This window comes from Alishewanella longhuensis (assembly GCF_014653435.1).
Taxonomy (GTDB): domain Bacteria; phylum Pseudomonadota; class Gammaproteobacteria; order Enterobacterales; family Alteromonadaceae; genus Alishewanella; species Alishewanella longhuensis.
Window position 1 is genome coordinate 367,152 of the sequence record NZ_BNAO01000004.1, and the last position, 26,272, is coordinate 393,423.

The 26,272-nt window shown below is 48.0% G+C and carries 16 protein-coding genes; 14 read left to right on the forward strand and 2 right to left on the reverse strand.

The features are described from left to right. The 9 genes from IE163_RS10805 (at position 1) to IE163_RS10845 (ending at position 11,165) form a co-directional block, all read left to right on the forward strand. Complete coding sequence (locus tag IE163_RS10805; RefSeq protein WP_229833531.1) at positions 1-495, forward strand: cytochrome c-type biogenesis protein; 495 nt, start codon at positions 1-3, stop codon at positions 493-495. Beyond that, positions 492-1,715: a c-type cytochrome biogenesis protein CcmI gene (ccmI, locus tag IE163_RS10810; RefSeq protein ID WP_189432971.1), complete on the forward strand. Its 1,224-nt coding sequence runs from the start codon at positions 492-494 to the stop codon at positions 1,713-1,715. Before IE163_RS10805 ends, ccmI begins: the two co-directional genes overlap by 4 nt. A gap of 1 nt (position 1,716) precedes the next feature. Next, complete coding sequence (locus tag IE163_RS10815; protein ID WP_189432972.1) at positions 1,717-2,505, forward strand: MlaA family lipoprotein; 789 nt, start codon at positions 1,717-1,719, stop codon at positions 2,503-2,505. 136 nt (positions 2,506-2,641) lie between these two features. Next, positions 2,642-3,766, forward strand: coding sequence for a non-hydrolyzing UDP-N-acetylglucosamine 2-epimerase (gene wecB / locus IE163_RS10820; RefSeq protein ID WP_189432973.1), 1,125 nt, complete (start codon positions 2,642-2,644; stop codon positions 3,764-3,766). 186 nt (positions 3,767-3,952) lie between these two features. After that, a complete protein-coding gene (gene cysD / locus IE163_RS10825) occupies positions 3,953-4,861 on the forward strand; it encodes a sulfate adenylyltransferase subunit CysD (RefSeq protein WP_189432974.1) in 909 nt (302 codons plus the stop codon). Between the two features lie 96 nt (positions 4,862-4,957). Then, positions 4,958-6,364: a sulfate adenylyltransferase subunit CysN gene (gene cysN, locus IE163_RS10830; RefSeq protein ID WP_189432975.1), complete on the forward strand. Its 1,407-nt coding sequence runs from the start codon at positions 4,958-4,960 to the stop codon at positions 6,362-6,364. A 1-nt stretch (position 6,365) separates the two neighbouring features. Beyond that, positions 6,366-8,093: an SLC13 family permease gene (locus IE163_RS10835; RefSeq protein ID WP_189432976.1), complete on the forward strand. Its 1,728-nt coding sequence runs from the start codon at positions 6,366-6,368 to the stop codon at positions 8,091-8,093. A 130-nt stretch (positions 8,094-8,223) separates the two neighbouring features. Next, the gene (locus IE163_RS10840; RefSeq protein ID WP_189432977.1) at positions 8,224-9,639 is read left to right on the forward strand and encodes a mannose-1-phosphate guanylyltransferase/mannose-6-phosphate isomerase; all 1,416 of its coding nucleotides are present in this window, start codon (positions 8,224-8,226) and stop codon (positions 9,637-9,639) included. A gap of 125 nt (positions 9,640-9,764) precedes the next feature. Further along, on the forward strand, positions 9,765-11,165 hold the full coding sequence (locus IE163_RS10845) for an alpha-amylase family glycosyl hydrolase (RefSeq protein ID WP_189432978.1): 1,401 nt from the start codon (positions 9,765-9,767) through the stop codon (positions 11,163-11,165). 15 nt (positions 11,166-11,180) lie between these two features. Here the strand turns inward: IE163_RS10845 and IE163_RS10850 are convergent, their stop codons facing one another. Next, positions 11,181-12,407 carry an Nramp family divalent metal transporter gene (locus tag IE163_RS10850; RefSeq protein WP_189432979.1) on the reverse strand — a complete coding sequence of 409 codons (1,227 nt, stop codon included), beginning with the start codon at positions 12,405-12,407 and terminating at the stop codon, positions 11,181-11,183. Positions 12,408-12,720: 313 nt separating this feature from the next. Here IE163_RS10850 and IE163_RS10855 point away from each other — a divergent pair, with 313 nt between their 5' ends. Genes IE163_RS10855 through IE163_RS10865 form a run of 3 tightly spaced genes read left to right on the forward strand, consistent with a single transcriptional unit; the run spans position 12,721 to position 20,070 of the window. Further along, entirely contained in the window at positions 12,721-14,784 is a 2,064-nt protein-coding gene (locus IE163_RS10855) for an SLC13 family permease (RefSeq protein ID WP_189432980.1), read from the forward strand. After that, the gene (locus tag IE163_RS10860) at positions 14,781-17,132 is read left to right on the forward strand and encodes an SLC13 family permease (protein WP_189432981.1); all 2,352 of its coding nucleotides are present in this window, start codon (positions 14,781-14,783) and stop codon (positions 17,130-17,132) included. Before IE163_RS10855 ends, IE163_RS10860 begins: the two co-directional genes overlap by 4 nt. 28 nt (positions 17,133-17,160) lie before the next feature. Further along, entirely contained in the window at positions 17,161-20,070 is a 2,910-nt protein-coding gene (locus IE163_RS10865; RefSeq protein WP_189432982.1) for a prolyl oligopeptidase family serine peptidase, read from the forward strand. Between the two features lie 74 nt (positions 20,071-20,144). Here the strand turns inward: IE163_RS10865 and IE163_RS10870 are convergent, their stop codons facing one another. After that, entirely contained in the window at positions 20,145-20,561 is a 417-nt protein-coding gene (locus tag IE163_RS10870; RefSeq protein ID WP_189432983.1) for a hypothetical protein, read from the reverse strand. A 244-nt stretch (positions 20,562-20,805) separates the two neighbouring features. Here IE163_RS10870 and IE163_RS10875 point away from each other — a divergent pair, with 244 nt between their 5' ends. Together IE163_RS10875 and IE163_RS10880 are read left to right on the forward strand one after the other, a co-directional pair. After that, on the forward strand, positions 20,806-22,563 hold the full coding sequence (locus IE163_RS10875) for a putative bifunctional diguanylate cyclase/phosphodiesterase (RefSeq protein WP_189432984.1): 1,758 nt from the start codon (positions 20,806-20,808) through the stop codon (positions 22,561-22,563). After that, entirely contained in the window at positions 22,550-25,999 is a 3,450-nt protein-coding gene (locus IE163_RS10880) for a PAS domain S-box protein (RefSeq protein ID WP_189432985.1), read from the forward strand. The genes IE163_RS10875 and IE163_RS10880 overlap by 14 nt, the downstream gene beginning before the upstream one ends. Positions 26,000-26,272: the final 273 nt, after the last annotated feature.

Below are 26,272 nucleotides of genomic sequence, written 5' to 3' on the forward strand. Positions count from 1 at the left end.
TTGATAGTAACATTGAGTTTCGCGGCAACGGCCGTTGCCGAGCAAAGCCAGGAGCTGTTTAATTTTGAATCGGAACAACAGCGCCGGATCTACGCGCAGCTAACTGCAGAATTACGCTGCCCACAGTGTCAAAACCAAAATATCGCCGATTCAAATGCCGTGGTGGCGGTGGATATGCGCGAAAAAACTCATGAGTTAGTGTTGCAAGGCTACAATCGGCAGCAAGTGCTGGATTATATGATCGACCGCTACGGTAACTTTGTGCATTACCAGCCGCCGGTTAACTCAGTTACCATTTGGCTGTGGTTACTGCCGGTTTTAATGTTAGTCGCACTATTTCTTTTTCAATTACGCCGTCGCCGGAATGTTGATGAAGACGATAGTACCTCCTCAGAAGTGTTGTCAGAGACGGCTACAAAAGCAGCACAACAAAAAGCCCTATTAAGTAATGAGCTTGATCACATTATCGAACGTTATCGGAGTAAAAAGTTATGATCTGGCAAATCGTTGCCGGCGCTGCAGTGATGTTTGCACTAAGTGCGCTTTTTATTTTTTGGCCACGTAAAGCCAGCGCGCAGAATCATCAAACCCCGGCGCAATTATTTGAAGAGCGTCTGCAATTATTAGTGCTGGCCCGGGATGCGGGTGAATTAGCCGAGCAAGACTTTAGTAGTGCCGCAGCTGAGTTAAAAGATCAGTTTTTAGAGCAAGAACAGAAAGCCGTGTTGTATCAACAACCTAAGCATAAGGTGTTATTTCACTCTAGTTTAGTGGTGTTTGTGCTGGTAATTGTCGGCGTTATTTACAGTCAGAACGGGCATTATCGAGAGTTAGCAGATTGGGAGCTGGCACAACAGAATCTGGCCACTTATGGTCAGCGTGCTTTGTTAGGCGAAGGAGAGCCAATGAATGAGCGCGATATGCAATTGTTCTCGCTGGCGCTACGTACTAAGTTAGATAAAGAAGGCGATGATGCCGTAGCCTGGATGCTGCTTGGCCGCGTCTGGATGACGCTAGGTATGCTGGAGGAGTCGGTCGAGTCTTTTGAACGCGCACTAAAGTTGATGCCGGAGCGTACACCACTGCTAATAAGCTATAGCCAGGCGTTAATCATGCTCGGTGGTGACTATAATCTTGCAAAAGCTGGGCAAAGTGTTGCTAAAGTGCTGATGAAAGAGCCAGATAATATCGACGCGGTGTCTTTAATGGCGCTTATTGCGCATGAGCGGGGTGACAACGAGCAAGCTATTTCAGCCTGGCAACTGTTAGCGAGCAGCTTAGACGCTGATGATCCACGTTTAGCGGTTGTTGCTGAGCGTTTAGCTGAGCTAACGGGGCAAACGGCGGCAGCGACTGCAGAGGTCGTTGCTGAGAATGAACGTAGTATCACTTTAACGCTTAGTATCGCGGATACGCTTGCAACGGATTTTCCAGACGCTAGCTTATTTGTCTTTGCCCGGGCAATAGGTGGACCGCCATTACCGCTAGCTGCAAAACGTCTGCCTATGCAGTCAGGGTTAGTTACAATCAATTTGAGCACCGCAGATGCCATGCAACCCGGTTGGGATTTAACCCAGAGTGAGCAGATTGAAGTCGTTGCACGTATCGCAATTTCAGGTACAGTTGAGCGTTCAGCACAAGATGTTGAAGTGGTGTCAGCGCCACTGCGTTTTGAGCAACCACATTTAACATTACAGTTAACCTTGGAACCCTAAGATGTCAGCACTTTTTAGCCGTACCTTTTTACTTGCTGTAGTATTGAGCTTAACGGCTTGCGCCAGCTCTGAGCAGGCTAAACAACAAGCAGAGCAAGTACCGGTCAATCAGGCACCGGTTTATGATGATCCAAGAGATCCGTTCGAGCGGGTTAATCGCTCACTGTGGGACTTTAACTACGACATTCTGGACGCATATATTTTACGCCCAGCAACCGTAGGTTATATGGCGGTTGTCCCTAAGCCAGCCCGTAAAGGCTTAATCAATGTGGTTGATAACCTTGGTGAACCTGCCAGCTTTTTAAATAGCATCTTGCAAGCCAAACCCGAGAAAGCCGCGGTTAGCGCCGGACGATTTTTGGTGAACAGCACTGTAGGTGTACTCGGCATTTTTGATGTTGCCAGTAAAATAGGCTTGGAAAATGCCGATGAAGACTTCAATCAAACACTTGCTGTTTGGGGCGTAGGTGACGGACCTTATTTAATGGTTCCAGCTCGCGGGCCTACTACGGTGCGAGGCACTGCAGGGGGTATTGTTGATACATTATATTTTCCACTAGGTTTGTTAAATACCCCGCTAACCCTTACCAGAGCGGCCATAATGGCGCTGGACGGTCGCGAGCAGCTAATGCAAGTGGAAAATATGTTGAACAATTCGCTTGATCCATACTCTTTTGTAAAGGAAGGTTATTTTCAGCGGCAATTATTTAAAATTTATGATGGCAACCCGCCTGCACCGGAAGAAACACTCGACGACGACATCCTCGATTTTCTCGACGACATCGACTAAAAATTATCCACACGTCTCCGGTACCGGTCCGATCTGTTTATCCACAACTTATTCAACAGACTCCGGTACCGGTACGACCAGTTGGTGTTCAATTCGGTCGTGGCGCTGCGCCAGCAATTAACCTCTGAGGGATAAAATGATTAAAGTATTGAGCGTGTTTGGCACCCGGCCTGAAGCTATTAAGATGGCCCCTTTGGTCAATCAGTTAAAGCAAGACTCGGCTTTTGACAGCAGGGTTTGCGTCACTGGCCAGCATCGTGAAATGTTGGATCAAGTATTAAAACTGTTTGATATCATTCCTGAATATGATTTAGCCATTATGAAACCGGGTCAGGATCTATATGATGTGACCACCAGTATTCTATTGAATATCAAGCCGGTATTACGTGATTTTCAGCCCGATGTTGTTTTAGTTCATGGCGACACTAGCACTACCTTCGCTGCTGCTCTAGCGTGTTATTACGAAAAAATTGCGGTAGGGCATGTCGAAGCTGGCCTGCGCACAGGGAATATTTACAGCCCTTGGCCAGAAGAAGCGAATCGCAAGTTAACAGGCGCTCTAACTCGTTTTCACTTTGCTCCCACAGAGACGTCTGCGCAAAATTTGCGCTTAGAAAATGTTACGCCAGAGCATATTGTGATCACCGGTAATACCGTGATTGATGCACTGCTGCAAGTGGTTGGTAAGGTAGAACAAGACACTACGCTAAACCAGCAGTTTGCCGCGCAATTTCCTTTTGTTAGCCCTGATCGGAAAATGGTATTAGTCACGGGGCATCGTCGTGAGAGCTTTGGCGGCGGTTTTGAACAGATTTGTGCTGCCTTGGCTGATATTGCCAAAGCTTATCCCGATTGCGACATTGTTTATCCGGTGCATTTAAACCCTAATGTGAAAGAACCGGTGTATCGCTTGTTAAGTGATGTGAGCAATGTGCATCTTATCGCGCCGCAAGATTACTTACCCTTTGTCTATTTAATGAGCCGTAGTTATTTAGTGTTAACTGACTCAGGTGGCATCCAGGAAGAAGCTCCCTCATTAGGTAAGCCTGTGCTGGTAATGCGTGATACCACAGAGCGTCCTGAAGCAGTAAGCGCCGGTACCGTTAAATTAGTTGGTACCGATCGGCAGAAAATTGTCAGCGAAGTAAGCCGTTTATTTGATGATAAAGCTTACTATGACAGCATGAGTTTTGCGCATAATCCCTACGGTGATGGCCAAGCCTGTAGCCGAATTTTAGCCGCGTTAAAGCAAGCCCTATAATTTATCCACATGACTTTATCCACACAACTCCGGTACCGGTAAGAGCTCTGAGGTCTGGCCTGTACCGGAGTTGTGTGGATAAGTGGGTAGCCATCTGGATGGAAATATCTTATTCCAAAACAAGATTATGCTTTTTATACTGTTCTGGTAAGCTGCCAACATTATTATTAAGATGTTGGAGTTACTATGGCCGCGCCTCTTCAAAGCCATTTAAAAGCCCTCGAAAACGAATCTATTCAAATTTTCCGTGAAGTGGTTGCCGAGTTTGAAAACCCGGTGATGCTGTATTCAGTAGGCAAAGATTCTTCTGTGTTACTGCATTTAGCCCGTAAAGCGTTTTACCCGGGTAAAATTCCCTTTCCGTTATTGCATGTCGATACCACCTGGAAATTCAAAGAGATGATTGCCTTTCGCGATCAGATGGCGAAAGAGCATGATTTTGAGCTGCTAGTGCATCAAAACCCCGATGGTTTGGCCATGAACATCGGCCCTTTCACGCACGGCAGCAGCAAACATACCGATGTGATGAAAACCCAGGGCCTAAAGCAGGCGCTTGATAAATACAAGTTTGACGCCGCCTTCGGTGGTGCCCGTCGTGATGAAGAAAAATCCCGCGCTAAAGAGCGGGTATATTCGTTTCGCGATCGAAACCATCGCTGGGATCCAAAAAACCAACGGCCGGAGCTGTGGAATATCTACAACGGCCGGGTGGATAAGGGCGAAAGTATTCGGGTCTTCCCGCTGTCAAACTGGACTGAGCTAGATATCTGGCAATATATCTATTTAGAAAATATCGCTATTCCACAGCTGTATTTCGCCAAGGCGCGGCCGGTAGTAGAGCGCGATGGTACCCTGATTATGGTGGATGATGAGCGCATGCCGCTACGTGAGGGCGAAGTGCCGCAACTGAAACAGGTGCGCTTTCGGACCTTAGGCTGCTACCCACTTACTGGTGCGGTGGAATCAACGGCGGCGACCTTACCGGATATTATTCAGGAAATGTTGTTAACCAAAACCTCCGAGCGGCAGGGGCGGGTGATAGATCATGATAGCAGTGGCTCGATGGAGAAGAAAAAGATGGAAGGGTATTTTTAACGCAGCCTAAGTCAGGCCAAAACCAAGGCAGACAAGTGCCTTAGCGTATTTTGGCGCAAGCGATTAAAAACAGCACACCATTTAGAGGATTAAAAGATGAGTCATGCATCAGCTTTAATAGAACAAGATATTCTGGCCTATTTAAAACAACACGAAAACAAGCAATTATTGCGTTTTATCACCTGTGGTAGTGTCGATGATGGTAAAAGCACCTTAATTGGCCGTTTACTGCACGACAGTAAAATGATTTTTGAAGACCAGTTAGCCGCTATTACTGAAGATAGCAAAAAGGTCGGTACTCAGGGAAACAATATTGACCTGGCTTTGCTGGTGGATGGCCTGCAATCAGAGCGCGAGCAGGGCATTACCATTGATGTGGCTTACCGGTATTTTTCTACCGACAAGCGTAAATTTATTATTGCCGATACGCCAGGGCATGAGCAATACACCCGTAATATGGCCACCGGTGCTTCTACCTGTGATTTAGCGATAATTTTGATTGATGCACGGCGCGGTGTGCAAACACAAACCCGCCGCCACAGCTTTATCTGCTCGCTGCTGGGTATTAAGCATGTGATTGTCGCCATTAATAAAATGGACTTGGTGGATTACTCACAGGCGCGTTACAAAGAAATCCAGGAAGAGTATTTAAAACTGGCAGGCTCCTTAGATATTCCCGATATCCGCTTTGTGCCTATTTCGGCTTTAGAAGGCGATAATGTGGTAAACCCCAGTGAAAAACTCAGCTGGTTCCGTGGTTCAACCTTAATGCAATATCTGGAAAATATCGACATTAGCGCAGTAGCCAATGAAGACTTCCGCTTTCCGGTGCAGCTGGTGAGCCGGCCAAACTCAGATTTTCGCGGTTTTCAGGGCACCATTGCCTCAGGCAGTGTTGCCGTAGGCGATGCGATTCGGGTATTACCGTCTGGTACGGTATCTACCGTAAAAGAAATCGTGACCTTCGATGGTAATTTGCCACAGGCTTTTGCCAATCAGGCGGTGACCATTACCCTGAACGACGAAGTGGATGTCAGTCGCGGCAATATGCTGGTGAAAAAAGACGCCTTACCGCATGTGTCCTCGCGCTTACGTGCCAGATTGATTTGGCTACACGATAGCCCGATGAAAGTAGAGCGGCAGTATTACATTAAGTTTAGCTGCAAAACGACCTCGGGTGAGGTGGAGAAGCTGCATCACCGAATTGACGTAAATACCTTGGCAGAGAAAGAAGCTGACGTATTAGCGATGAACGAGATTGGTTTGGTGGACATAACGCTTACTGAAGCTATGGCTTTTGATAGCTATAGCAAGAATAAGCAAACCGGTGGTTTTGTGATTATCGACAGATTAAGCAACCTTACTGTGGGCGCGGGGATGATCGAGTCGGCGCTGGTGGCGCACGTTGCTGAGCCTGAGCTGGGGATAAGCGGCCTATCTGAGTTTGAGCAGGAGCTTATTTTATTACTGCGCAAGCACTTTCCACAGCTGAGTAAAGGCTAAGATGTCAGACAGTGCCGTAATTATGCTGGTACTGTTGGTGCTGTTGCTGACAGCGTTAATTCGCTTTCAGCAGCATGCCACCGAAGTGTTTGGCGCAGCAATCCTGGTGTTGCTGCTAAGTGGTTTTATTGGTACACAGGATGTGCTACGTAATGCTGCCAATCCGGGGTTGGCTACCTTAGTGTTGTTGGTGCTTATTTCCTATTCACTGGAAAAAACCAGTTTGCTGCGGCGGATCTCCGCCTATCTTTTTACCTCCTCAGTACAAGGCTCTGTTGTTCGCACTGTCGGCTTTTCTGCCTTGGCCTCCTCGGTATTAAATAATACCGCTGTGGTCGCGGCGATGCTAAATGCCGTGTTGTCGAATAAGAAAGTAGCGCCATCTAAACTACTTATTCCTTTATCTTATGCCTCTATTATGGGCGGTACTTTAACTCTGATTGGTACCTCAACTAATTTAATTGTGCATTCTATGCTTACTGAAAAAGGCCAGCCTGGCTTCGCCTTTTTCGACTTTACCCTGGTGGGGGCAGGCGTTGTGTTGGCTGGCGGCTTGGTGCTATTAATTTGCAGCCGTTGCTTGCCGGCAGCGGCGATAAAGCAGGAAAAAACTACCGAGTATTTATTAGAGGCCAAGCTGCAAGCTGATTCGCCGTTAGTGGGTAAAACAGTGGAAGAAGCAGGTTTACGCAGTTTGGATGAGCTGTTTTTAGTAGAACTTTATCGCGGCGATAAGCTAATGCGGCCTGTGGCCCGCTACGATGTGTTAGAGGCTGGTGACAAGCTGGTCTTTAGCGGTAACGTACAAAAAGTATTAAGCTTAAAACAGTTCCCGGGTCTACAGTTATTTGCCGAGGCTAATGGGCTGGCGACACAACAGCTAACGGAAGTTATTATTAAAGAAGAGTCGGCCATTATTGGCAAAAGCTTAAAAGAAAGTGGTTTTCGGGCGCGTTTTGATGCTGCGGTTGTTGCCATTCGGCGTGATGGGGGGCGAGTAAGCGGTAAGCTTGGTGATATTACCTTAAAAGCCGGTGATTTTTTGTTATTAGCTACCGGCCCTGATTTTGCCGGCCGGCATAACTTAAGCAAGAACTTTTATGTGGTCTCTGGTATTAAACCGGATCATATGCTCAGTGGCTGGCGGGAAAAGCTTGCCTGGTGGGGCTTTGTCGGCCTAATTACCGTTAGCGTTTTAACCGACGTATCCCTATTAACCGGCGGTATTTTCTTATTGTCGTTGTTGCTGTTTAGTGGCTGCTTATCGGTTAACGAAATAAAACGACGTTTCCCTATTGAGATTTGGCTGATTGTTTGCGGTGCGCTCTGTATCGCCACGGCGATGAATACGACCGGCTTATCGGCGGCAATCAGTAGTTTTGCCAGTGGTGCCTTAGCCGCGGAATCGCCGCTGGTTGCCTTTATTGGCGTGATGTTGCTCACGTATCTGTTAACCGAGCTGATTACCAATAATGCCGCAGCGGCGCTGATGTTTCCTATCGCCTTTAGCTTGGCTGAAGGCCTAGGCATTAACACTATGCCGATGGTCATGGCGGTGGCTTTTGCGGCGTCGGCTAGCTTTATTACGCCCTATGGTTATCAAACCAACTTAATGGTCTTTAACGCGGGTGACTATAAACTTAAGCACTTTTTACGAGTGGGCGTGCCGGTGGCGATTACTTATTTACTGGTGTGTATTGTGCTAATTCCGTTGGTTTTTCCTTTTTAACTCGTCGTGATTTGCGTATTGCTGCCAGCCAATAAAAACCGCTGAGCAAAAGCGTCAAGCAGCAAAAGTTGCTAAATAGCGACGATGCGTTAAAGTAGCCAGCAATCCTGATAATACGAAACACCATTCCATGCTTTTACCTGTGATCCTGGCTGGCGGCAGCGGTAGTCGCCTTTGGCCTTTGTCGCGAGAGTTTATGCCCAAGCAGTTTTTAACGCTACAAGGCGAACACTCTTTACTTCAAACCACCTTACTGCGGCTAAAAAGCTTGCAGGCTGCCAAGCCATTGGTTATCTGTAACGAAGAGCATCGTTTTCTTGCTGCTGAGCAGTTACGGCAGTTGCAATTACTCAACAACAATATTTTATTAGAGCCTGCGGCACGCAACACCGCGCCAGCGATAGCGGCAGCAGCGTTTTATACCCTGGAGCATTATGGTGATGAGGCGATACTGTTGGTGCTGCCGGCTGATCATCATCTGGCAGACGATAGCCAGTGGCAACAGGCTGTCACCCAAGGGGTAATCCAGGCTGAACAAAACCACCTGGTGACCTTTGGCATTAAAGCTACCGCACCAGAAACGGCTTACGGTTATATCGTGCCGGGGGCGGCCGTGGCCGATAGCACAGCGGCATATCGCATAAAGCAGTTTACCGAAAAACCTTCTGCCGCAGCTGCAGCAGCCTTGCTCAGTTCAGGCAATGTGTATTGGAACAGCGGTATCTTTATGTTTAAAGCCAGTGTGTTGTTACAACAGCTACAGATTTTTCGACCGGACATTTACCTGCAGTGTCAAAAAGCCTTGGCAAGGCCTCAACCTGATTTAGATTTTATTCGCTTAGATCAGGCTGAGTTTAAGCAATGCCCCGCTGAGTCAATCGATTATGCGGTGATGGAGCATACCAAGGCCGCCGTGGTGGTCCCGATTGCGAGCCCTTGGAGTGATTTAGGTTCCTGGTCATCATTATGGCAACTTAGTGAAAAAGATCAGCAAGGTAATGTGCACCTTGGCCAGGTATTACAACACAACAGTACAAATAACTTTGTGTATGCCGAAACAGGGCTGGTGGCAACAGTGGGCCTAACGGATACTGTGGTGATTCAAACCAAAGACGCGGTGTTGGTGGCCGCCAAAGATCAGGTTCAGCAGGTTAAAGCTATTGTACAGCAGCTAAAAACCGAGGGCGACACCGCTTATCAAGTACATCGACAGGTCTACCGGCCCTGGGGTAACTATGATGTTATTGAGCAAGGTCGGGGCTATCAGGTAAAGCGCATTCGGGTATTGCCCGGCGAATCATTATCGTTACAAAGCCACCAGCACCGCGCTGAGCATTGGATAGTGGTTGCCGGCACGGCGAAGGTCACCATCGACGGCACAGAGCAGCTATTACAGGCCAACCAATCGATATATATCCCACAACACTGTGTGCATGCTCTGGCAAATCCTAGCAAGGACGTGCTAGAGCTGATTGAAGTACAAACCGGCGATTATATCGACGAGGACGACATCGTGCGCTACCAGGATCGTTATGGCAGAGTTTAACTAAGCTTGGTATGCGCTGGGGTGAGTATCGCTATCTTTTAACGTTTTGCATTCGTATTCACCTTGCAGTTCTTAATCATTTAAGTCAGTTTAAAAAAGCAACAGTTAAATTGAAAAGGCAAGGTATGATTAAGATAATAATAGCTTTGATAATAGTGGCGTCTTTGAGCAGCGGGTGTCAGTCAGCTAGCCATCTCGCAAAGGCGTCCAAACAGGCAGGTACTGCAAAGGTTACGCAAATATCGCCGTATGTCACATTACGTCATCCTGCTTGGATGAAAGATGCGGTGATCTATCAGCTCAATACCCGGCAATTTTCTGCAGAAGGAACCTTTAACGCAGCTAAGGCAGAGTTACCCCGTTTGCAAGCCTTGGGCGTTGATGTTATCTGGTTAATGCCGATACATCCTATTGGCGAAATTAACCGTAAAGGCAGCTTAGGCAGCCCTTATGCAGTAAAAGATTATCGGGCAGTGAACCCTGAGTTTGGCACTAAAGAAGATTTTAGCGCCTTTGTCGCCGAAGCACATAGGCTGGGGATGTATGTGATTTTAGATTGGGTTGCTAACCATACCGCCTGGGATAATGTATTGGTTTCCCAGCATCCAGAATGGTACTTACGTGATTGGAAAGGTGATTTTAGGCCAACGCCCTGGTGGGATTGGAGCGACATCATAGAGTTGGATTATAGCCAACCAGCGTTACGGCAATATATGGCGTCAGCCATGCGGTACTGGGTGGAAGAATTTGGTGTCGATGGCTACAGAGCCGATGTAGCAGGTTTTGTTCCCTTAGATTTTTGGGTTGCGGTGCGCCAGGAATTAGAACAAGTTAAACCTGTTTTTATGCTGGCTGAGTTTGAAGGGCGAGACTTTCATGCCGAGGCTTTCGATGCAACCTATGGCTGGACCTGGGGCAGTGCAATGCATGACATAGCACTGGGCAAGAAAGATACCCATCAACTTTATGTATACTACTCCTGGAATGAGCGCTACTACCCGCAACAAGTCATGCGCTTGCTTGGCGTGAGTAATCACGATGCTAACAGCTGGGAAGGCACCGAATTTGAACGCTTTGGCGCCATGTTGCCCGCTGCAATGGTGTTGTCCTTTGTTAGTGAGGGCATTCCCATGATTTATAACGGGCAAGAAGCAGGATATGACAAGAGGTTAGCGTTTTTTGAGCGGGATCCGATAGTGTGGCAGCCACATGAAAATGGCGAGTTGTATAAGCAATTAATTCAACTCAAAAAAAGCTACAGCCCACTGTGGAATTCAACCTGGGGTGCCAGAATGATTCCGGTACACAATAGCGCTGAACGCAAAGTCCTGAGTTTTGTTCGACAAAACCAGGAGCAAGCGGTTTTTGCGGTGTTTAATTTTAGTGCTGAGCCACAAGAAGTGAGTTTTGATCTGCATTTGCATCATGGTAACTTTACTGAATACTTTACGCAGCAAGCGATCACCTTTAGCGCAGAAACAACATTAGTCTTACCCGCCTGGGGCTATCAGATTTTTGTGCGCTAAGGCAGTGTGGCTAGCTTAACTAAAGGCCAGATAAAGCGTTCTGCCACTTAACAGCAAGGTGGCGGCAAATACGGCAAAACCCAGCAGGTTTTGCCGTTTACTATTACGATATGCCCCTAACAAGCTGGAATTGACCGCCCACAATAAACACAGAGTAATGATGGGTAATAACAACCCGTTAGTCACTTGAGCAAACCAAATAATAGTCAGCGGCCGCAACCCCAAACTCGCTACCAGCATGCCAATCACAATAATCAACAACCAGGTTAAACGAAACCAATTTGCTGAGAGATTTAGCAAACCGGTTAAAGCATAAGCGGCAGCTAAGGGGGTGGTTATCGCGGAAGACAAGCCCGCCGCAAGTAAGCCAAGTGCCATTAAATACTTAGCCCAGACCCCAAACACCGGTTCTAGCGATAGCGCTAAGTCACCCGCATTGTGCATCGTTAAGCCTGTGCCAAAATATGCGGTTGCGGCGGTAGACAAGATGGCCAGAGTAATAATACCGCCAAGTGGAATAGCCGTGCGCAGATCTGCATGAGATTCTGCCAGTGCTTGCTGCTTATCAGGCTGGTTTTGCCATTTTTTCGCAGAGCTGGCGGCATGTAAAAATAGCGAGTAAGGCACAACGGTCGTACCAATTAAAGCAATGACTGTTAAGGTGGCGCCAGTAGGCATGTGCGGGATAAAGCCTGTTAACATAGCGCTGACATCGGGTTTAGTCAGCAACAAGGTGCTGATAAAGGCTAAACTCATCACCAGTACAAGTAAGATCAGCCAACGTTCAATCCATCGATAATGGCCTTGCCATAACACCAGTATGGCTAAGCTGCCTAACAGCAGTGCCCAGGGGTTTAGATTAAGGTCGTTTTTTAGCGCCAGTATGCCATCCGTTTGCCCCCATAGCGCATCGGCGCCTAAGCTGGCACCGGTTAAATTTCCTCCCTGATAAGCACTGTTCCCGATCACTACAGCACAAACTATCAGACTAAACAAAGCAAAACGCGCCAATGGGTGCTGCACTTGCTGCCTTAAGTTCTCACCCAATCCTTGCCCCGTCACAATACCAAGACGTGATGCCATTTCCTGTAAGATCATGGTGGCGACAACAGAGAACAGCAGTGCCCAAAGCAAAGCAAAACCAAAGTTAGCACCGGCCATAGAGGCGGTAACCACAGTACCGGGGCCAATAAAAGCAGCGGTCACTAAAGTAGCAGGACCAAGCCGAAAAGGAGAACGCATAGGTTTATTCCGTAAAAAGTTAACCTGTGCCACTAAGCCATCGCAATTTGCTTTAGCGGTATTAGGTAGAGCTAAATAGTAGCGCTTAATTTCGCGCTGTCGCAAGGCGTCTTTCGAAGTTGTGCGCGCAGGCGCTGATTAGGCACAACCTATTGCTAAGCAAACAAATAACGCCTAGTGTTAACTTGTCTTTAATACCGTTATGGTAAGTTAGATACGAGTGTACCAGATTCACCAGCACGTGCTGGGCTCGCACTGGTAAGTTGCCTGGCGCTATCTCATTTAGCTCATTTTTTATTTAATAAAGGCTGTTATGACGTTAGAACAAAAGCTTATTCTGGGTATTCTCGGACTTACCATTGCCATGTTTCTTTGGGGCCGTTGGCGGCATGATATGATTGCCTTAGCCGCGTTATTAGCCTGTGTGCTCACCGGTTTGATTGACCCTGCTATCGCTTTTAATGGTTTTGGCCATCCGGCAGTTATTACTGTTGCTTGTGTGCTGGTATTAAGTGCGGGTTTGCAAAGCTCAGGCGCTATTGATGTGTTGGCTCGGCATGCCATGCCAAAAAAGGCCGGACCTTTACTCAGTATGGGAGTATTGGTGGGTGTCGGAGCCATATTATCAGGCTTTATGAATAATGTTGGTGCTATGGCTTTGCTTATGCCGGTAGCTCTGCAACTGGCCAATCGATTAGCTATCCCGCCTGGACGGGTACTTATGCCATTGGCATTTGGCACCATCTTGGGAGGGATGACCACCATGATAGGAACGCCACCGAATTTAATTGTTTCAGGTTTTCGGGCACAGCAAAACGCCGTGGGTTTTGGCATGTTTGATTTTACACCTGTGGGGCTGGCCGTCGCATTGTTCGGCGCAATTTTTGTAGTAGTAGCCTGGCGTTTGGTACCAGCGCGTAAGCAAGCTGGGAATGAAGGCTTTGAAACCGGTGCTTATCTTACCGAAGCGCGAGTCACCGAGAAAAGCAAAATTGCCGATAAACGTCTTTATGATATTGAAAATGAGTTCGACGATATTGGAGCCCAAATTGTCGGTTTAATCAGAAATAATGTGAAAATTAATGCGCCCAGTGGTGGCAGGGTAATTCGGGCCGGTGATATTTTGGTACTTGAAGCAGAGGTTGATTCTCTGGGAGCGGTGTTAGCAACCTTGGGGTTGGAGTTAGAGGAGTCGGTGGCAGTAGATAAATCTCCAAAAGCACCAGCTGATGCGGACGATACTATAAAAAACTCTCCAGCCAGCGAACCGCAAACTAAAGTTGAGCCCACGGCTAACCTGGCGGCTTCTGCCGGTAATAGCTTCACCTTTAATGGCCTTACTCCTGATACCCAGGGTACTGCAGCAAAGATACATAATACCCGCGCAGCAGAGCATAACCCAGCAGATAAAAACACTGCCCGTACTGATGTCGTGGTTGGCGACAATGCTGCTGAACTCAAAGCAGTTGCCAGCAAAACAGCTGAAAGTAAAGTTGCTGAGCTTAAAGCGCAGGGTAATGAAGATGTGGTATTGATGGAGCTGGTTGTGCGGCCGGAATCAAGCTTACAGGGGCGTTCTGCCACCAATATTATGTTGCGCACCCGCTACAGCTTAAATTTACTGGCCGTTTCCCGCTCTGGTAGCCGCTCTAAATCCCGCTTACGTAACTTCAGAATGCAGGCTGGGGATTTGTTATTATTGCAGGGCACCACCGAGAGTGTGCTGGAGTTTGCCAGCGATTATGGTTGTGTGCCTTTGGCAAAAAGAGAGTTAAACATTCCCGATAAAAAACAGGCGCTATTTGCTGCAGTAATTATGCTGTTTGCCGTGGCGGGGGCAGCTTTTGGCTTATTACCGGCAGCCATTTCTTTTGCCATTGGGGTGCTGGCTTCTATGGCGGTTAAAACGGTGCCGCCGCGCACCGTCTATAACGTTATCGATTGGCCTATTATCGTATTGCTGGCCGCGCTCATTCCGGTCGCCGGTGCCATGGAAACAACCGGCACTGCCGCACTTATTGCCAGCTTACTAATGGATAATATTGCACAGGGCAATGCCATTGTGGCACTGGCTATGGTATTAATAGTAACCATGTTCTTATCTGATCTGATGAATAATGCGGCAACAGCGGCCGTAATGTGCCCCATTGCCATAGGCACGGCTGTGGCGCTGGGTGTGAATGCCGACTCCTTTTTAATGGCGGTTGCCATTGGCGCCTCCTGCGCCTTTTTAACGCCAATAGGCCATCAAAATAACACCCTAATTCTTGGGCCTGGCGGCTTTAAATTTGGCGATTACTGGCGTTTGGGGCTACCGCTTGAGATGTTAGTGATTATTGTCGCGTTACCACTCCTACTACTATTTTGGCCATTATGACGTTAGACATTGCGCTGGTTTTATCGTTATTACTTATCGCCCTGGTACTGTTTATTACCCAGTGGCTCAGGATGGATCTGGTCGCCATGTTAATGCTTTGTGCTTTGGCACTGCTTGGCCTGGTTTCACCAACCGAAGCGGTAAGTGGCTTTAGCAATCCGGCGGTCATTACTGTTTGGGCCATGTTTATCTTAAGCGAAGGGCTAGCCCGTGCTGGTATAGCCGACAGTATTGGCAAACGAATCATGCAATTGTCTGGCTCGCACGAGGCACAAATGATTATCGTCATTATGCTGGTTGCTGGCGTACTCTCTTCGGTGATGAGTAATATCGGCGTAGTGGCTCTGTTATTACCCGTTACCGTGGAAGCGGCGCGACGCTGCGGTATTGCACCCGCTAAAGTACTGATGCCGATGGCTTTTGGCGCCATGCTAGGCGGCTTATTAACCCTCATTGGTACGCCACCCAATTTATTGGTGAGTATGGCGCTGGAAAAAAATGGCCAGGCGGGTTTTCACTTTTTTGATTTTGCTTTAATTGGCGTGCCGGTGTTGTTAGGCGGTACCTTATTTATGGCCTTTATTGGCCGGCATTTTTTACCGGCCACCGATCCGGAGCGCGCAGGCTTAGCCAGCAGTGCCAGCCTAAGCGAACAATACGGCTTACAAGAGCGGATCTTTGCACTGCGTTTGCCCGCATCCTCGTTATTAGCCGGCCGCACCCTGGAAGAGTCAGGATTAATTAATACAGTGGGTTTAATGATTATTTCTCTTACCCGCGGCAAAGAAACCTTTACCTTGCCTTCACAGCATACCGTATTACAAGCTGGTGATATCTTATTGGCACAGGGAAAATTTAGCCGGTTTGAGCGGTTACGTAGCTGGAACTCGCTAACTATTGTGCGTGAAGCGCCGTTATTGCACGAAAAACTGTTAGCCGCCGGTGTGCAGGCCGAGTTGGAGCTTGCCACTGACAGCCCCTTACTGGGCGATGGCATTGTGCATCATCAGTTTCGCGAACATTTTCAGCTTAATGTGCTGGCGGTAAAGCAGGCAGGGCAAACACACAGTAGCAAGCTAGCCAGTATTGTACTTAAGCCTGGCGATAAAATACTGGTGCAGGGCAGCCAAGCCGCTTTAGCGGCACTGACAGAGCCGACGGTATTTCAGACTATTCGGCCGCTTAGCAAGGAAGAGGTAAAGAAATACTATCAGCTGGAGGAGCGCTTATTTGTACTGGGGTTACCGGCTGATAGCCCGCTGGTTGACAGCAGTTTTGCCGAAAACCGCTTAGCGGATGCCTTTGATTTCAGATTGCTTGGGGTATTTCGGCAGGGCGATGTGATACAAGAGTTTCACTCAGATGATAAATTGCAAGCAGGTGATTTACTGCTGATCCAGGGCCAGGAAGAAGATCTGGATATCTTACGCGGCTTTAAGCAGCTGGAACGGCTTGATGATATGTCGCCCTACTTAGACTTACTGCACAAAGGTAAATTAGAGCTGGTCGAAGCTACCTTACATCCGCGCAGTAAATACCTGGGGCAAAGCGTTAGCGCCTTACAATTGGATAAACGCTATAAAGTGGAAGTAGCGGCGATCTGGCGCGAGGGACGGGCTTATCGCTCTGCTATTAACAGTATGCTGCTGCAGGCTGGCGATGCCTTATTAATCGTGGGACCCAAACCGCAATTGGCCAAGCTAAATAGCAGCGAACATTTAATTGTAATGAACCCCGTGCAGGTAAAACCTATCAATGCCCGCAAAGCACCGCTGGCAGCAGGCTTAATGCTATTAATGGTAATGTTAACTGTAACCTCGGTACTACCGGTGTTTCTGGCGGCTATTTTAGCCGCTACGCTGATGGTGCTCAGCCGTTGCCTGAGCATGGAACAAGCCTATGCGGCTATTGATTGGCGCTCTATCTTCTTAATTGCTGGTATGCTGCCGTTAGGGTTGGCTATGCAGTATTCAGGCACTGCCGATTGGTTGGCACAGGGCGTGCTGGCGGGTTTAGGGCAGTATGGCCCCTTGGCTGTGCTGGCTGGTTTATATTGGCTAACGGCGCTAGGCACCCTCGTGATCCCGATTATTGCGCTGGTGCTGATTATGATCCCTATCGCTTTAACACTGAGCACTGCACTTGGCATTAATCCGCAGACAGTGCTGCTGGTGGTTGCAGTGGCCGCAACCAGCCTGGCTAGCCCGGTGTCGCATGCGGCCAATACTTTGGTGATGGGGCCGGGCGGATATCGATTTATCGATTATTTAAAAGTGGGCGGCCCACTTAGCCTGTTATTATTTATACTCACTATGCTAATTTTACCCGTATTTTGGCCACTGACTTAATATAGCCGTTCAACATAAGAAGATCGTGATGAAAACCTTAGTAAAACACTCCAGCCAATTGGCGCTTTGTATGGCACTGGCCTTTGGAACCTTTGCCTGTAGTCAATTATCCTTTGTTAAAACACCTTTACCGACGCCGGTAGTGATTACTGCCAGTGCAACCGATACCTCACAATTAGCCCCCTTAGCATTGATCGATGTAATGCAATTTCGAGAAATAAAAGGTCGGAGTCTGAGTAAAAACCAGCAATGGCTTATTTATACAGCCGAGCCGGACTATGGTGACAGCACAGGCTATGTGCAGCATTTACTCAGTGAAAAAAGCTATGCTGTAGCCAATGCTGATCGTGGCCTGTTAAACCAAAATGGCCACTTTGCGTTATTTCGCCAGCAGGCACCATTATTAGCCCGTGAGCAAGCCAAAGACGATAAAGCCGCGCGGGAGGCCTTAGCCCATGATGCGGTGTTACTAAACACCCAAACTGGGGTGCAAACCCTGTTTAGCCAAATTGATAAGTTTGCCTTTAGTGGCGATGGCCAGTTTGCATTTTTATTAAGCCGTAAAAAAGACAGCAAAGATAAGACACAACTATTACAGGTATTGGATTTACATACCCTTAGCCTAACGGAACTAGGGCAGGTAACCGACTTTGTGGTCGCCCCTGAAGGTGATTTGCTGGCTTTTGTTAGTGTGGTTAGCTCCGAGCCGAGCGTAAAAGCTTCTTCTGCTAAGGCTAAAGATACCCGCGCTAAGAGTAGCAGTACGCAAGATAACAACACGCCTGCTAACGGTACCATTGAAAAAGCGGCTGATCAGCAGCAAGTTACCCTATATGCTGCGGGCAGCAAAAACAGCCGCGTGTTTAATGCCGCCAGTGCTGGAGAGATCCAGCATCTGGTATTTAGTGAGGATGGTCAGCAACTGCTGTTTTTAGCGGGTGATAAAGCCGAGAAAAACCGCGAAACTGCGCAGCAGCTTTGGTATTGGTCAGTACAACATGCTACAGCCAACCCCTTAGTGATTAATCAGGACGGATGGATCCTCAGCGCAGGTGAAGCCCCCCGTTTTAGTGCAGATGGCCAGCGTATTTTCCTTGGGCTGCGTCCAGAGCCTGTCGTGCCAACCACAGCGTTAGCCGCCCCACAATCTGAAGACGCGCTATTTGATACTGAGCGTTTATTAACCGATCGCAAACTACAAGTTTGGCATGGTCAGGATGATCGGATTAACTCACAGCAAAAAGCCGAGTATCAAGCCTCACTAAAGCGCACCGCGCCAGCAGTATTTTGGTTGGCAGAGCAGCGCTTGGTGGTATTAAGTACTGATATTGAAGACAGGCTTTATCGCAGTGAGCATAGTGAGGCGGCCTTAATTAGCAATGGCCGACCTCACTTTAAACAGCTTACTTGGCAAGGTCGTTTACACGATATCTGGCATGTTAATTTAAAAACCGGTCAGCGTCAGCAAGTGTTCGCGGCTAACCCCAGCTTTGAACGCGCGCATTTATCGCCCAGTGGTCGTTTTGTGTTGTATCAACAGCAGGGCAAACTCTGGTTATTTGATAGTAGCAACGGCCAACGTCAGCAGCTAGCGGCTGATGTTAAGGTCTCCTGGGTAGATGAAACGCATGATAGACCCGAGCCGGCGTCAAGCTATGGTATAGCCGGCTGGTTAGCCGATGAATCGGCGGTGTTGGTGTACGACCGTTTTGCTATTTGGCGTATTGCCTTAGATGGCACTAGCCAAAACCTGACACCGGATAGTCGTAGTGCAACACTGCAGCTAAGAATGGTGCAAACGGATCCAAAAGCGCTGGCGTTGGATCCGCAAGCGCCGTTATTACTGCGCGGTTTTAATGAGGAAAATAAAAGTACGGGATTTTACCAGCTGGATCTGGCAGATAATCGCTTCAGCACCTTACTTAGCGGGGAAAAACGCTACGATGTTGTCGACGTCCTGAGTGAATTAGCAGAGGCTACGCCGCACTACCTCTTTACTGAGCAAAGCTTTCGGCAATTTCCCGATCTGTGGCTGGCCAATAGCGATTTTAGTCAGCGCAGTCAGCTGACCGAAATCAATCCCCAGCAAGTGCAGTTTATTTGGGGTGATAGCCATTTAATCGATTGGTACACGGCAGATGGTAGTCGCTTACAAGGTGTGGTGATAACGCCAGATGGCTATGATGCCACTAAACGCTATCCGGTGCTGGTGTACTATTACGAACAATTCTCTGATCGCTTGTACAATTTCAACCAAATGAAAGTAAATCATCGCCCCAATTTCCCGTTCTATTTAGGGCAGGATTATGTGGTGTTTTTACCGGATATCCGTTTTCGGGAAGGCGCACCAGGTCCAAGTGCGACCGAATCGTTATTACCGGGTATAGACCGCTTAATTGAGCTGGGTATTGCCGATCCAAAAGCGATAGGCTTACATGGCCATAGCTGGTCAGGTTATCAAACGGCCTTTGTGGTGACCGAAACAGATCGCTTTGCCGCAGCCGTTGCAGGTGCGCCGGTGTCGAATATGACCAGCGCTTACAGCGGTATTCGCTGGCAAACCGGCTTAGCGCGGCAGTTTCAATATGAAACCGGGCAAAGCCGCATTGGGCCCTCAATGTTTGAAAATCTGGCGCCTTATATTGAAAACTCCCCGGTGTTCTTTGCCAATCGCATCAACACGCCGCTGGTGATTCAATTTGGCGATAAAGACGGGGCTGTGCCATGGGAGCAGGGTATCGAGCTTTACCTGGCGATGCGTCGCTTAAACAAAGACGTGGTTATGCTGCATTACGAGGGAGAAGATCACCATTTGGCGCACTTTGCCAACAAACTGGATTACAGCATCAAAATGCTGGAATTTTTTAACCACTATTTAAAAGGTGAGCCCGCACCCGCCTGGTGGCAGCAGGGCCAGCCATATCAACCAAATAATTAAGTAAGGCTACCTGCGTTGGGGGCAGTGCAAGTTTTGCCCCCACATTCTCTGCTCTGGAATCTTTCGCTGGCAGGTTAGTTTTCTTTCTCCGCCTGTGCTTTCACTCGCCGCACATAGCGAATTAAGCGTGCTTCTTCTTCGGTTATGGGGTCTTTACCAATATAGGTTGCTTCGCGTTGCATGGCTTGTTGTTTAACATTTTCTTGCCAGGCCAATAGCTCTGTCTCTGGAAGTAGCTCCCAACGGCCATTGCGGTCGGAGGCTAACTCGCAGCGCCTGGGTAAGGATTCGAGTACTAAAATGGCGCCCAGCGAGAAGAATTTATTATCGTAAATGCAGTCCAGAATTTTGCCACGGTCAATGACTAACTGCCACGGGAAGCTGGAATTATTTAATGCGATACCCTCTTCAGCTATAGGGTTACTTGCTGTAGCGAAGGCCAATAGTGGGCTACAAAAAATTAATGAAATTGCAAGTGAGACAGATTTCAACGCATTATTGCCTAGATATTTAAATGACTTGTTAAATTAATAAGGCATTTAAGGTATGTCAAGTGACCGTTTTAGGCTGATAAGACTCTAACAAGCTTAAACGCCATGGTGTTGATTGGAGATTATTTTTAATTTCTGTTCCTAAAACAAATATTTATCTTATTTTTAACTTACTGCTCCGAGCTGTTTACTGCCTAAAAAGTGGCTACAATTAATTTAGTATTCAAGACGCGGGAAAGTGCATATGGAGCATGACTTATCGAAAACGGCAAATATGAAAATTCTGATCGCCGAAGATGATCCTATTATCCGGGGTAATCTGTTTCGTACTTTGCAACTAGAGGGGTACCAGGTCGCTGCAGCCGAAGATGGCCAAAAAGCGCTGGCGTTGGCACTTTCAGATAACCCAGATCTGATTTTGTCCGATATGATGATGCCAATAATGGACGGGCATGAGTTCTTAAAAGCCATTCGGGCGGAACATGCAACAGCCCATACCCCTTTTGTCTTCTTAACGGCGCGAGCTGATCGTACAGATATTCGGGAAGGGATGAAGCTAGGCGCTGATGATTACCTGAGTAAGCCCTTTTTGCGGCATGAGTTATTGGAAGTAGTACAGACGCAACTTTCAAAACAAGCCCTTAGGCTGGAAGAAAAAAATCGTTTACAGCAAGAAACTGTGCGCCTGAAAAAATATGATAGCGTAACCGAACTTGCCAACCGGCAAGGCTTTGAAGAGTCTCTAGATGATGCTCTTGCCTGGGCTACAGCTAGAAACAAAACCCTGGCAGTTATCTTCGTTACTTTAAATGCTTTGCATAGTTTACGGCAGTCACATGGTGCTCGCTTGTATGAGCAGGTCTTGCGCTCTTTTGCTGCAAGGATGTTTCATATAAAAAAATATCTACCACCATCGTGCAAAGTTGCCGACATTGCCCGTATTTGTGATAGTAGTTTTGCCTTAATTTTATCGCCTGCTACTGACGAAGAAGCCGAACGCCTGACAAAGGCGTTATTGACAGAATTACTGGATGCGGTAGTCGTTGAAAATGAGGCGCACTACTTTCAACCTACCGCGGGCATTGCTTTGTTTCCGCGAGACGGACAAGATGCGGTATCACTGATCCAAAATGCGGAAGCAGCAGAGCCTGAACCCAAGCCTGGCGGCAATGTGGCGTTCTATTGCGTAGAAACCAGTGCCCGTTTATGCCGGCGTATGAAAATGTTGCAGGCATTGCATACTGCATTAGCTAATGATGAATTGTTTTTATGTTTTCAACCGCAAATTGATGCCAATAATCATAACGTCATAGGGTTTGAAGCCTTGCTCAGATGGCAGCATCCGGAATTTGGCCTGGTGTCGCCAGTAGAGTTTATCCCCTTGGCAGAAACGAGCGGCTTAATTATTCCCATCGGTGCTTGGGTGTTAACACAAGCTTGTCAGCAGATGCAGCGTTGGTTAGAGGAAGGCTTTGGTCCCATGCGCATAGCGGTAAATTTATCTGCCCGTCAGTTTGAAAGTATGGACTTATATCCGCTGGTTTGTCGTACTTTGGCGGAAACAAATCTAGCCCCGCATCACCTTGAGTTGGAAATTACCGAAAGTATTGCGATGCAAAACGCGGAGCAGGTATTAGGCATTATGCAGCAGTTAACCGACGATGGGGTGATGTTGGCAATGGACGATTTTGGTACCGGATATTCCAGCTTATCCTACCTTAAGGGATATCCACTAAATGTGCTGAAAATTGACCAGGTCTTCGTCAGACATTTTTTGGACGACGAGAGTGACGAAGCCATTATCAAGGCCATTATTGCCCTGTCGCAAAGTTTTAAATTGGCCGTTATTGCCGAAGGGGTTGAAACTCAGGCGCAAGCCGAACGGTTAAAAGCATTAGGCTGTCAGTACTTTCAAGGCTATCTGTTTAGCAAACCCTTAACCGCCGTACAAGCCACCCTTTGGCTGGAACAACAGCAGGGGCTTGCTAATGAAACAGCTTGAACAACAGCTGCAATTGATCGCCCCCTTTGTTGCAGACGAACAAATTGAGCAATGGCAGCAAACATTAAGCAAGCAGATACCGCCTGAACAACAACTTTTGCTGCATATTTCGCTGGCCTGGCATCTGCGGCAACGTGATGCCATTCAGGCGCTACAGCATATCAACCATGCAAGGCAATCTCTGACAGCTTATCCATTAACAGAACGTCTTCAGCTACTGGTGCTAGGCCGGCTCGATCTAGTGCAGGCAGAGGTGTCGCGCTTACTGGCTAATTTGTCACAAGCGCAAACGGCAATAACGAGTGCGCTAGCTAACTTTTCGTTGTTGGACGACGCTCTCGCTTTGGCAGATGCGCACTGGATCCATGCCTGGATACTTTATGATATTGGAGATATTGCTAAGCGGGATAAAGCTTTGGAGCTGGCGATTGAACTCGCTATTGCCGCCGGAGATCAAGAACGTACTCAACTGGCAAATGCCGGTTTGGCTCGGGCTTCTGCTTTTAAAGACCTAACGATGGTAGAACAACGTTGGGGCCAACATTTCTCTGCCGATCTGGCAGATGCCTCGGCTGGTCTTGCGACCTGGATCCACGATTTTTATTATGTGGTGGCAAGTAAACGACAAGAGATTGGTCTAGCCATTCAGCACGGTAGTAAGATGTTTTTAGCGGCGCTGGCCAGTGGGCAGTACGAGCGCGCTATTACTGCCGCCTCAAATATTGGTTTTGACTTAGCCCGGATCCACGATTTACCGGCGGCGTTGGAATGGAGTGAAAAAGCACTACAGCTTGCCCGCAAAATGGCCTGGCCATTGACAATCGGCCTTTGCCTGACAGAAATGGCCGAGATTCTGCGTAAAATGCGGCGTACAGGTGCTGCCCGAAGCCTGCTGACGGAAGCCTTGCAAATTATGGAACCACATGCTGATAGCCGTGATATGGCGTTGGCGCAGCATTATTTGGGGGATGTTGAGCTTAACGGTGGCAATTTTGCTGCTGCCTTGCACAGTTTTTCTGCCTTATTGGCCAAAGCGGAAGTGCTTGGCCATGCCGATTTACAAAGTATCGCGTGCCGCGGTTGCGCTGAAGCACTGCTTGGTGCTGGAGAACCTAAAAAAGCACAGCTTTTCGCCGAAAAAGCGCTACTTTTGGCAAAACAACAGTTAGATGGTTACAACACTGTTGAAGCGCTAAGAGTGCTGGCTCGTATTCATGAAGATCCGGAGTTGTCCGCTAGCAGCGGCCTATCATCGCTAGATTATTTGGAACAAGCCGTAAAGGCTGGCGAGCAGATAGCAGGGTTTTGCCCGCAACCAGAGCTGTTGGAAGCCTTAGCTAAAAAGTATGCGCTTAATCAGCAATATCAACAAGCCTACCAAGCTACCTTAAAAGCCATTGCCGCCTATCAAAAGAATTACGATCGCCGCACCCAGGAGCAGGCGACTGCTTTGCAGATCCGTTATGAGCACGACAAAGCGCATCAAGAAAATCAATATCACCGTAAATTGGCTGCCGCGGAAAAAGAGCGCTCTGAATCATTGGAGGCAATTAATAGTTCTTTGGAACAATTACTGGTACGTGAAAAACAATTGCAGCGTCTGCTAGAGGCCTCGCTTGATGCTATTGTTACCATGGATAGTGATGGACGGGTAGTGCGCTGGAGTGCCGCTGCAGAGCGGATGTTTGGTTGGCAAAGTGAAGAGATCATTGGCCAGCGTCTGTCCGATCACTTGATTCCGCACCGTTATCGTGAAGCGCACGAAAGCGGGATGCGCCGCTTTATCCGTACTAGAGAAGCCAGAATATTGGGCAAAACCATGGAGTTATCTGCTTTGCATCGGGATGGCCATGAGCTACCCGTAGAGTTGTCACTCTGGCATGTGGAGACAGAAACCGGAATATTGTTTGGCGCTTTACTCCGAGATATCTCAGCGCGCAAAGAAGCGGAACGGCAATTGCGCGAGCAAGAAGAGAAATACCGTTCGGTAGTTGAGAATGGCTCTGAAGGGATTTTAGTGGTGGCGGGTGGCCGTTTAGTGTATTGCAATCCCTTTATGCAGCGCACCACCGGACGCAGCCTCGAAAGCATGCTCGGAAAGCCTTTTACAACCTTTATTCATCCGGATGATATTGGTCGTGTAGTGGAAAATTATCAGCGGCGCTTGCGTGGTGAAGAGGTTGAGCAGCATTACGAATTTAGAATTCTGACTGTGGATGGTGCGGAAGTCTGGGTGGAGCTGTCTGCCGTTGCCATTCAATGGGAAGGACAACCGGCAACCCTCTCGTTTTTAAATGACGTGACACAGCGACGGAAGTTACAAGAGCAATTGCTGGCCAAAACCCGCGAACAGGAAATCATTTTACAAAGTACGGTTATTGGCATTGCGTTATTCCAATCACAGCAGTTGCAATGGGCCAATAGCAGGCTGGAAACTATGCTTGGCTATACGCATGGTGGCTTGCAAGGTCGATCAATAGGGGTGCTATTTAAAGCGGAACGTGACTGGAGTGAGTTTTTGCCAGCCGTGATGAGTACACTTGATAACACCGGGGCGTACACGGGGGAGTTAGAGTTATTACGCGCTGATGGCCAACCGATCTGGTTGCAACTGCATGGTACCCGTTTACCACCAAGTGATGATGCGCCGGTGAGTCTTTGGACCTTTATTGATATCACTGAGCGTAAAAGAGCGGAGACCGAGCTGTTAAACGCTCTGGCGCGGGAGCGCGAATTTGGTCAGCTAAAAAGCCGTTTTGTCTCCATGACCTCCCATGAGTTCCGCACGCCGTTAACCGGTATTCAATCTTCTGTTGATTTGCTTGCAGATTATGGTGACCGTTTGGATGCAGATGAAAAACGTGAAATCTTTCAGCAAATCCACGATTCTGTCGGGCGGATGACGCGCATGCTCGACAATATTCTGGTGATTGGTCGGGGGGAGGCACAAAAGCTGCGTTTTACGCCCAAGCCGACCGACGTTTTTGCCTTATGTCGGCAACTGTTAAACGAAGTAACCCAATCGCGCCCAGCGGAAGGCCGCCGGGCAGAAATTGTCATGGATATCGACGGTGTCGAAGGGGAATGGCAATTAGACGAGAATTTGCTACGCCATAGCTTGGGCAACCTGTTGTCTAATGCATTGAAATACTCGCCTGAGGGTGGAGATGTGTGCTTTCGAGTGTGCGGCGAGGAAGGAATGCTACGATTTGAGGTGACAGATCAAGGTATTGGCATCCCCGAAATTGATCAACAACGCTTGTTCGAGTCGTTTCATCGGGCAAGTAATGTCGGCAATATTGCTGGAACGGGCTTAGGTTTAGCTATCGTTAAACAATCGACTGAGCTGCATGGTGGTAAAGTCACTGTGCACAGTACTGTGGGGGCGGGAACAACCTTTACCGTTTTTATCCCCAGCAACCGCTTACACCAATAAGCGAGAGCAAAAGGGTAGAGTCATTGATTTGCAAAAACCAACCAAGCTTATTTATCTGGCAGTTTAATTAACGCAACTAGCCTGAGTACCATCGATAAAAGCTGCTGCTTTGATGTAAGCAAAGGGTCTAGTGTGGAATCAACGACGCTGCCCCTTTGATCCGTTCATGGCTAAATAATTTCGTTTTAACGCTATAAACTTGTTTGCGCGCTAAGCCATTGATAAGCTTGCCGCGCTAATAGATTATCAATGGTTCCGTAATCTTTAAACACC

Coding starts and splice junctions, on each gene's coding strand:
- cysN (WP_189432975.1), top strand. CDS start 4,958: ATGAGTCATGCATCAGCTTTAATAGAACAAGATATTCTGGCCTATTTA.
- wecB (WP_189432973.1), top strand. CDS start 2,642: ATGATTAAAGTATTGAGCGTGTTTGGCACCCGGCCTGAAGCTATTAAG.
- IE163_RS10855 (WP_189432980.1), top strand. CDS start 12,721: ATGACGTTAGAACAAAAGCTTATTCTGGGTATTCTCGGACTTACCATT.
- IE163_RS10850 (WP_189432979.1), bottom strand. CDS start 12,407: ATGCGTTCTCCTTTTCGGCTTGGTCCTGCTACTTTAGTGACCGCTGCT.
- IE163_RS10835 (WP_189432976.1), top strand. CDS start 6,366: ATGTCAGACAGTGCCGTAATTATGCTGGTACTGTTGGTGCTGTTGCTG.
- cysD (WP_189432974.1), top strand. CDS start 3,953: ATGGCCGCGCCTCTTCAAAGCCATTTAAAAGCCCTCGAAAACGAATCT.
- IE163_RS10845 (WP_189432978.1), top strand. CDS start 9,765: ATGATTAAGATAATAATAGCTTTGATAATAGTGGCGTCTTTGAGCAGC.
- IE163_RS10880 (WP_189432985.1), top strand. CDS start 22,550: ATGAAACAGCTTGAACAACAGCTGCAATTGATCGCCCCCTTTGTTGCA.
- IE163_RS10865 (WP_189432982.1), top strand. CDS start 17,161: ATGAAAACCTTAGTAAAACACTCCAGCCAATTGGCGCTTTGTATGGCA.
- IE163_RS10815 (WP_189432972.1), top strand. CDS start 1,717: ATGTCAGCACTTTTTAGCCGTACCTTTTTACTTGCTGTAGTATTGAGC.
- IE163_RS10875 (WP_189432984.1), top strand. CDS start 20,806: ATGGAGCATGACTTATCGAAAACGGCAAATATGAAAATTCTGATCGCC.
- IE163_RS10840 (WP_189432977.1), top strand. CDS start 8,224: ATGCTTTTACCTGTGATCCTGGCTGGCGGCAGCGGTAGTCGCCTTTGG.
- IE163_RS10860 (WP_189432981.1), top strand. CDS start 14,781: ATGACGTTAGACATTGCGCTGGTTTTATCGTTATTACTTATCGCCCTG.
- ccmI (WP_189432971.1), top strand. CDS start 492: ATGATCTGGCAAATCGTTGCCGGCGCTGCAGTGATGTTTGCACTAAGT.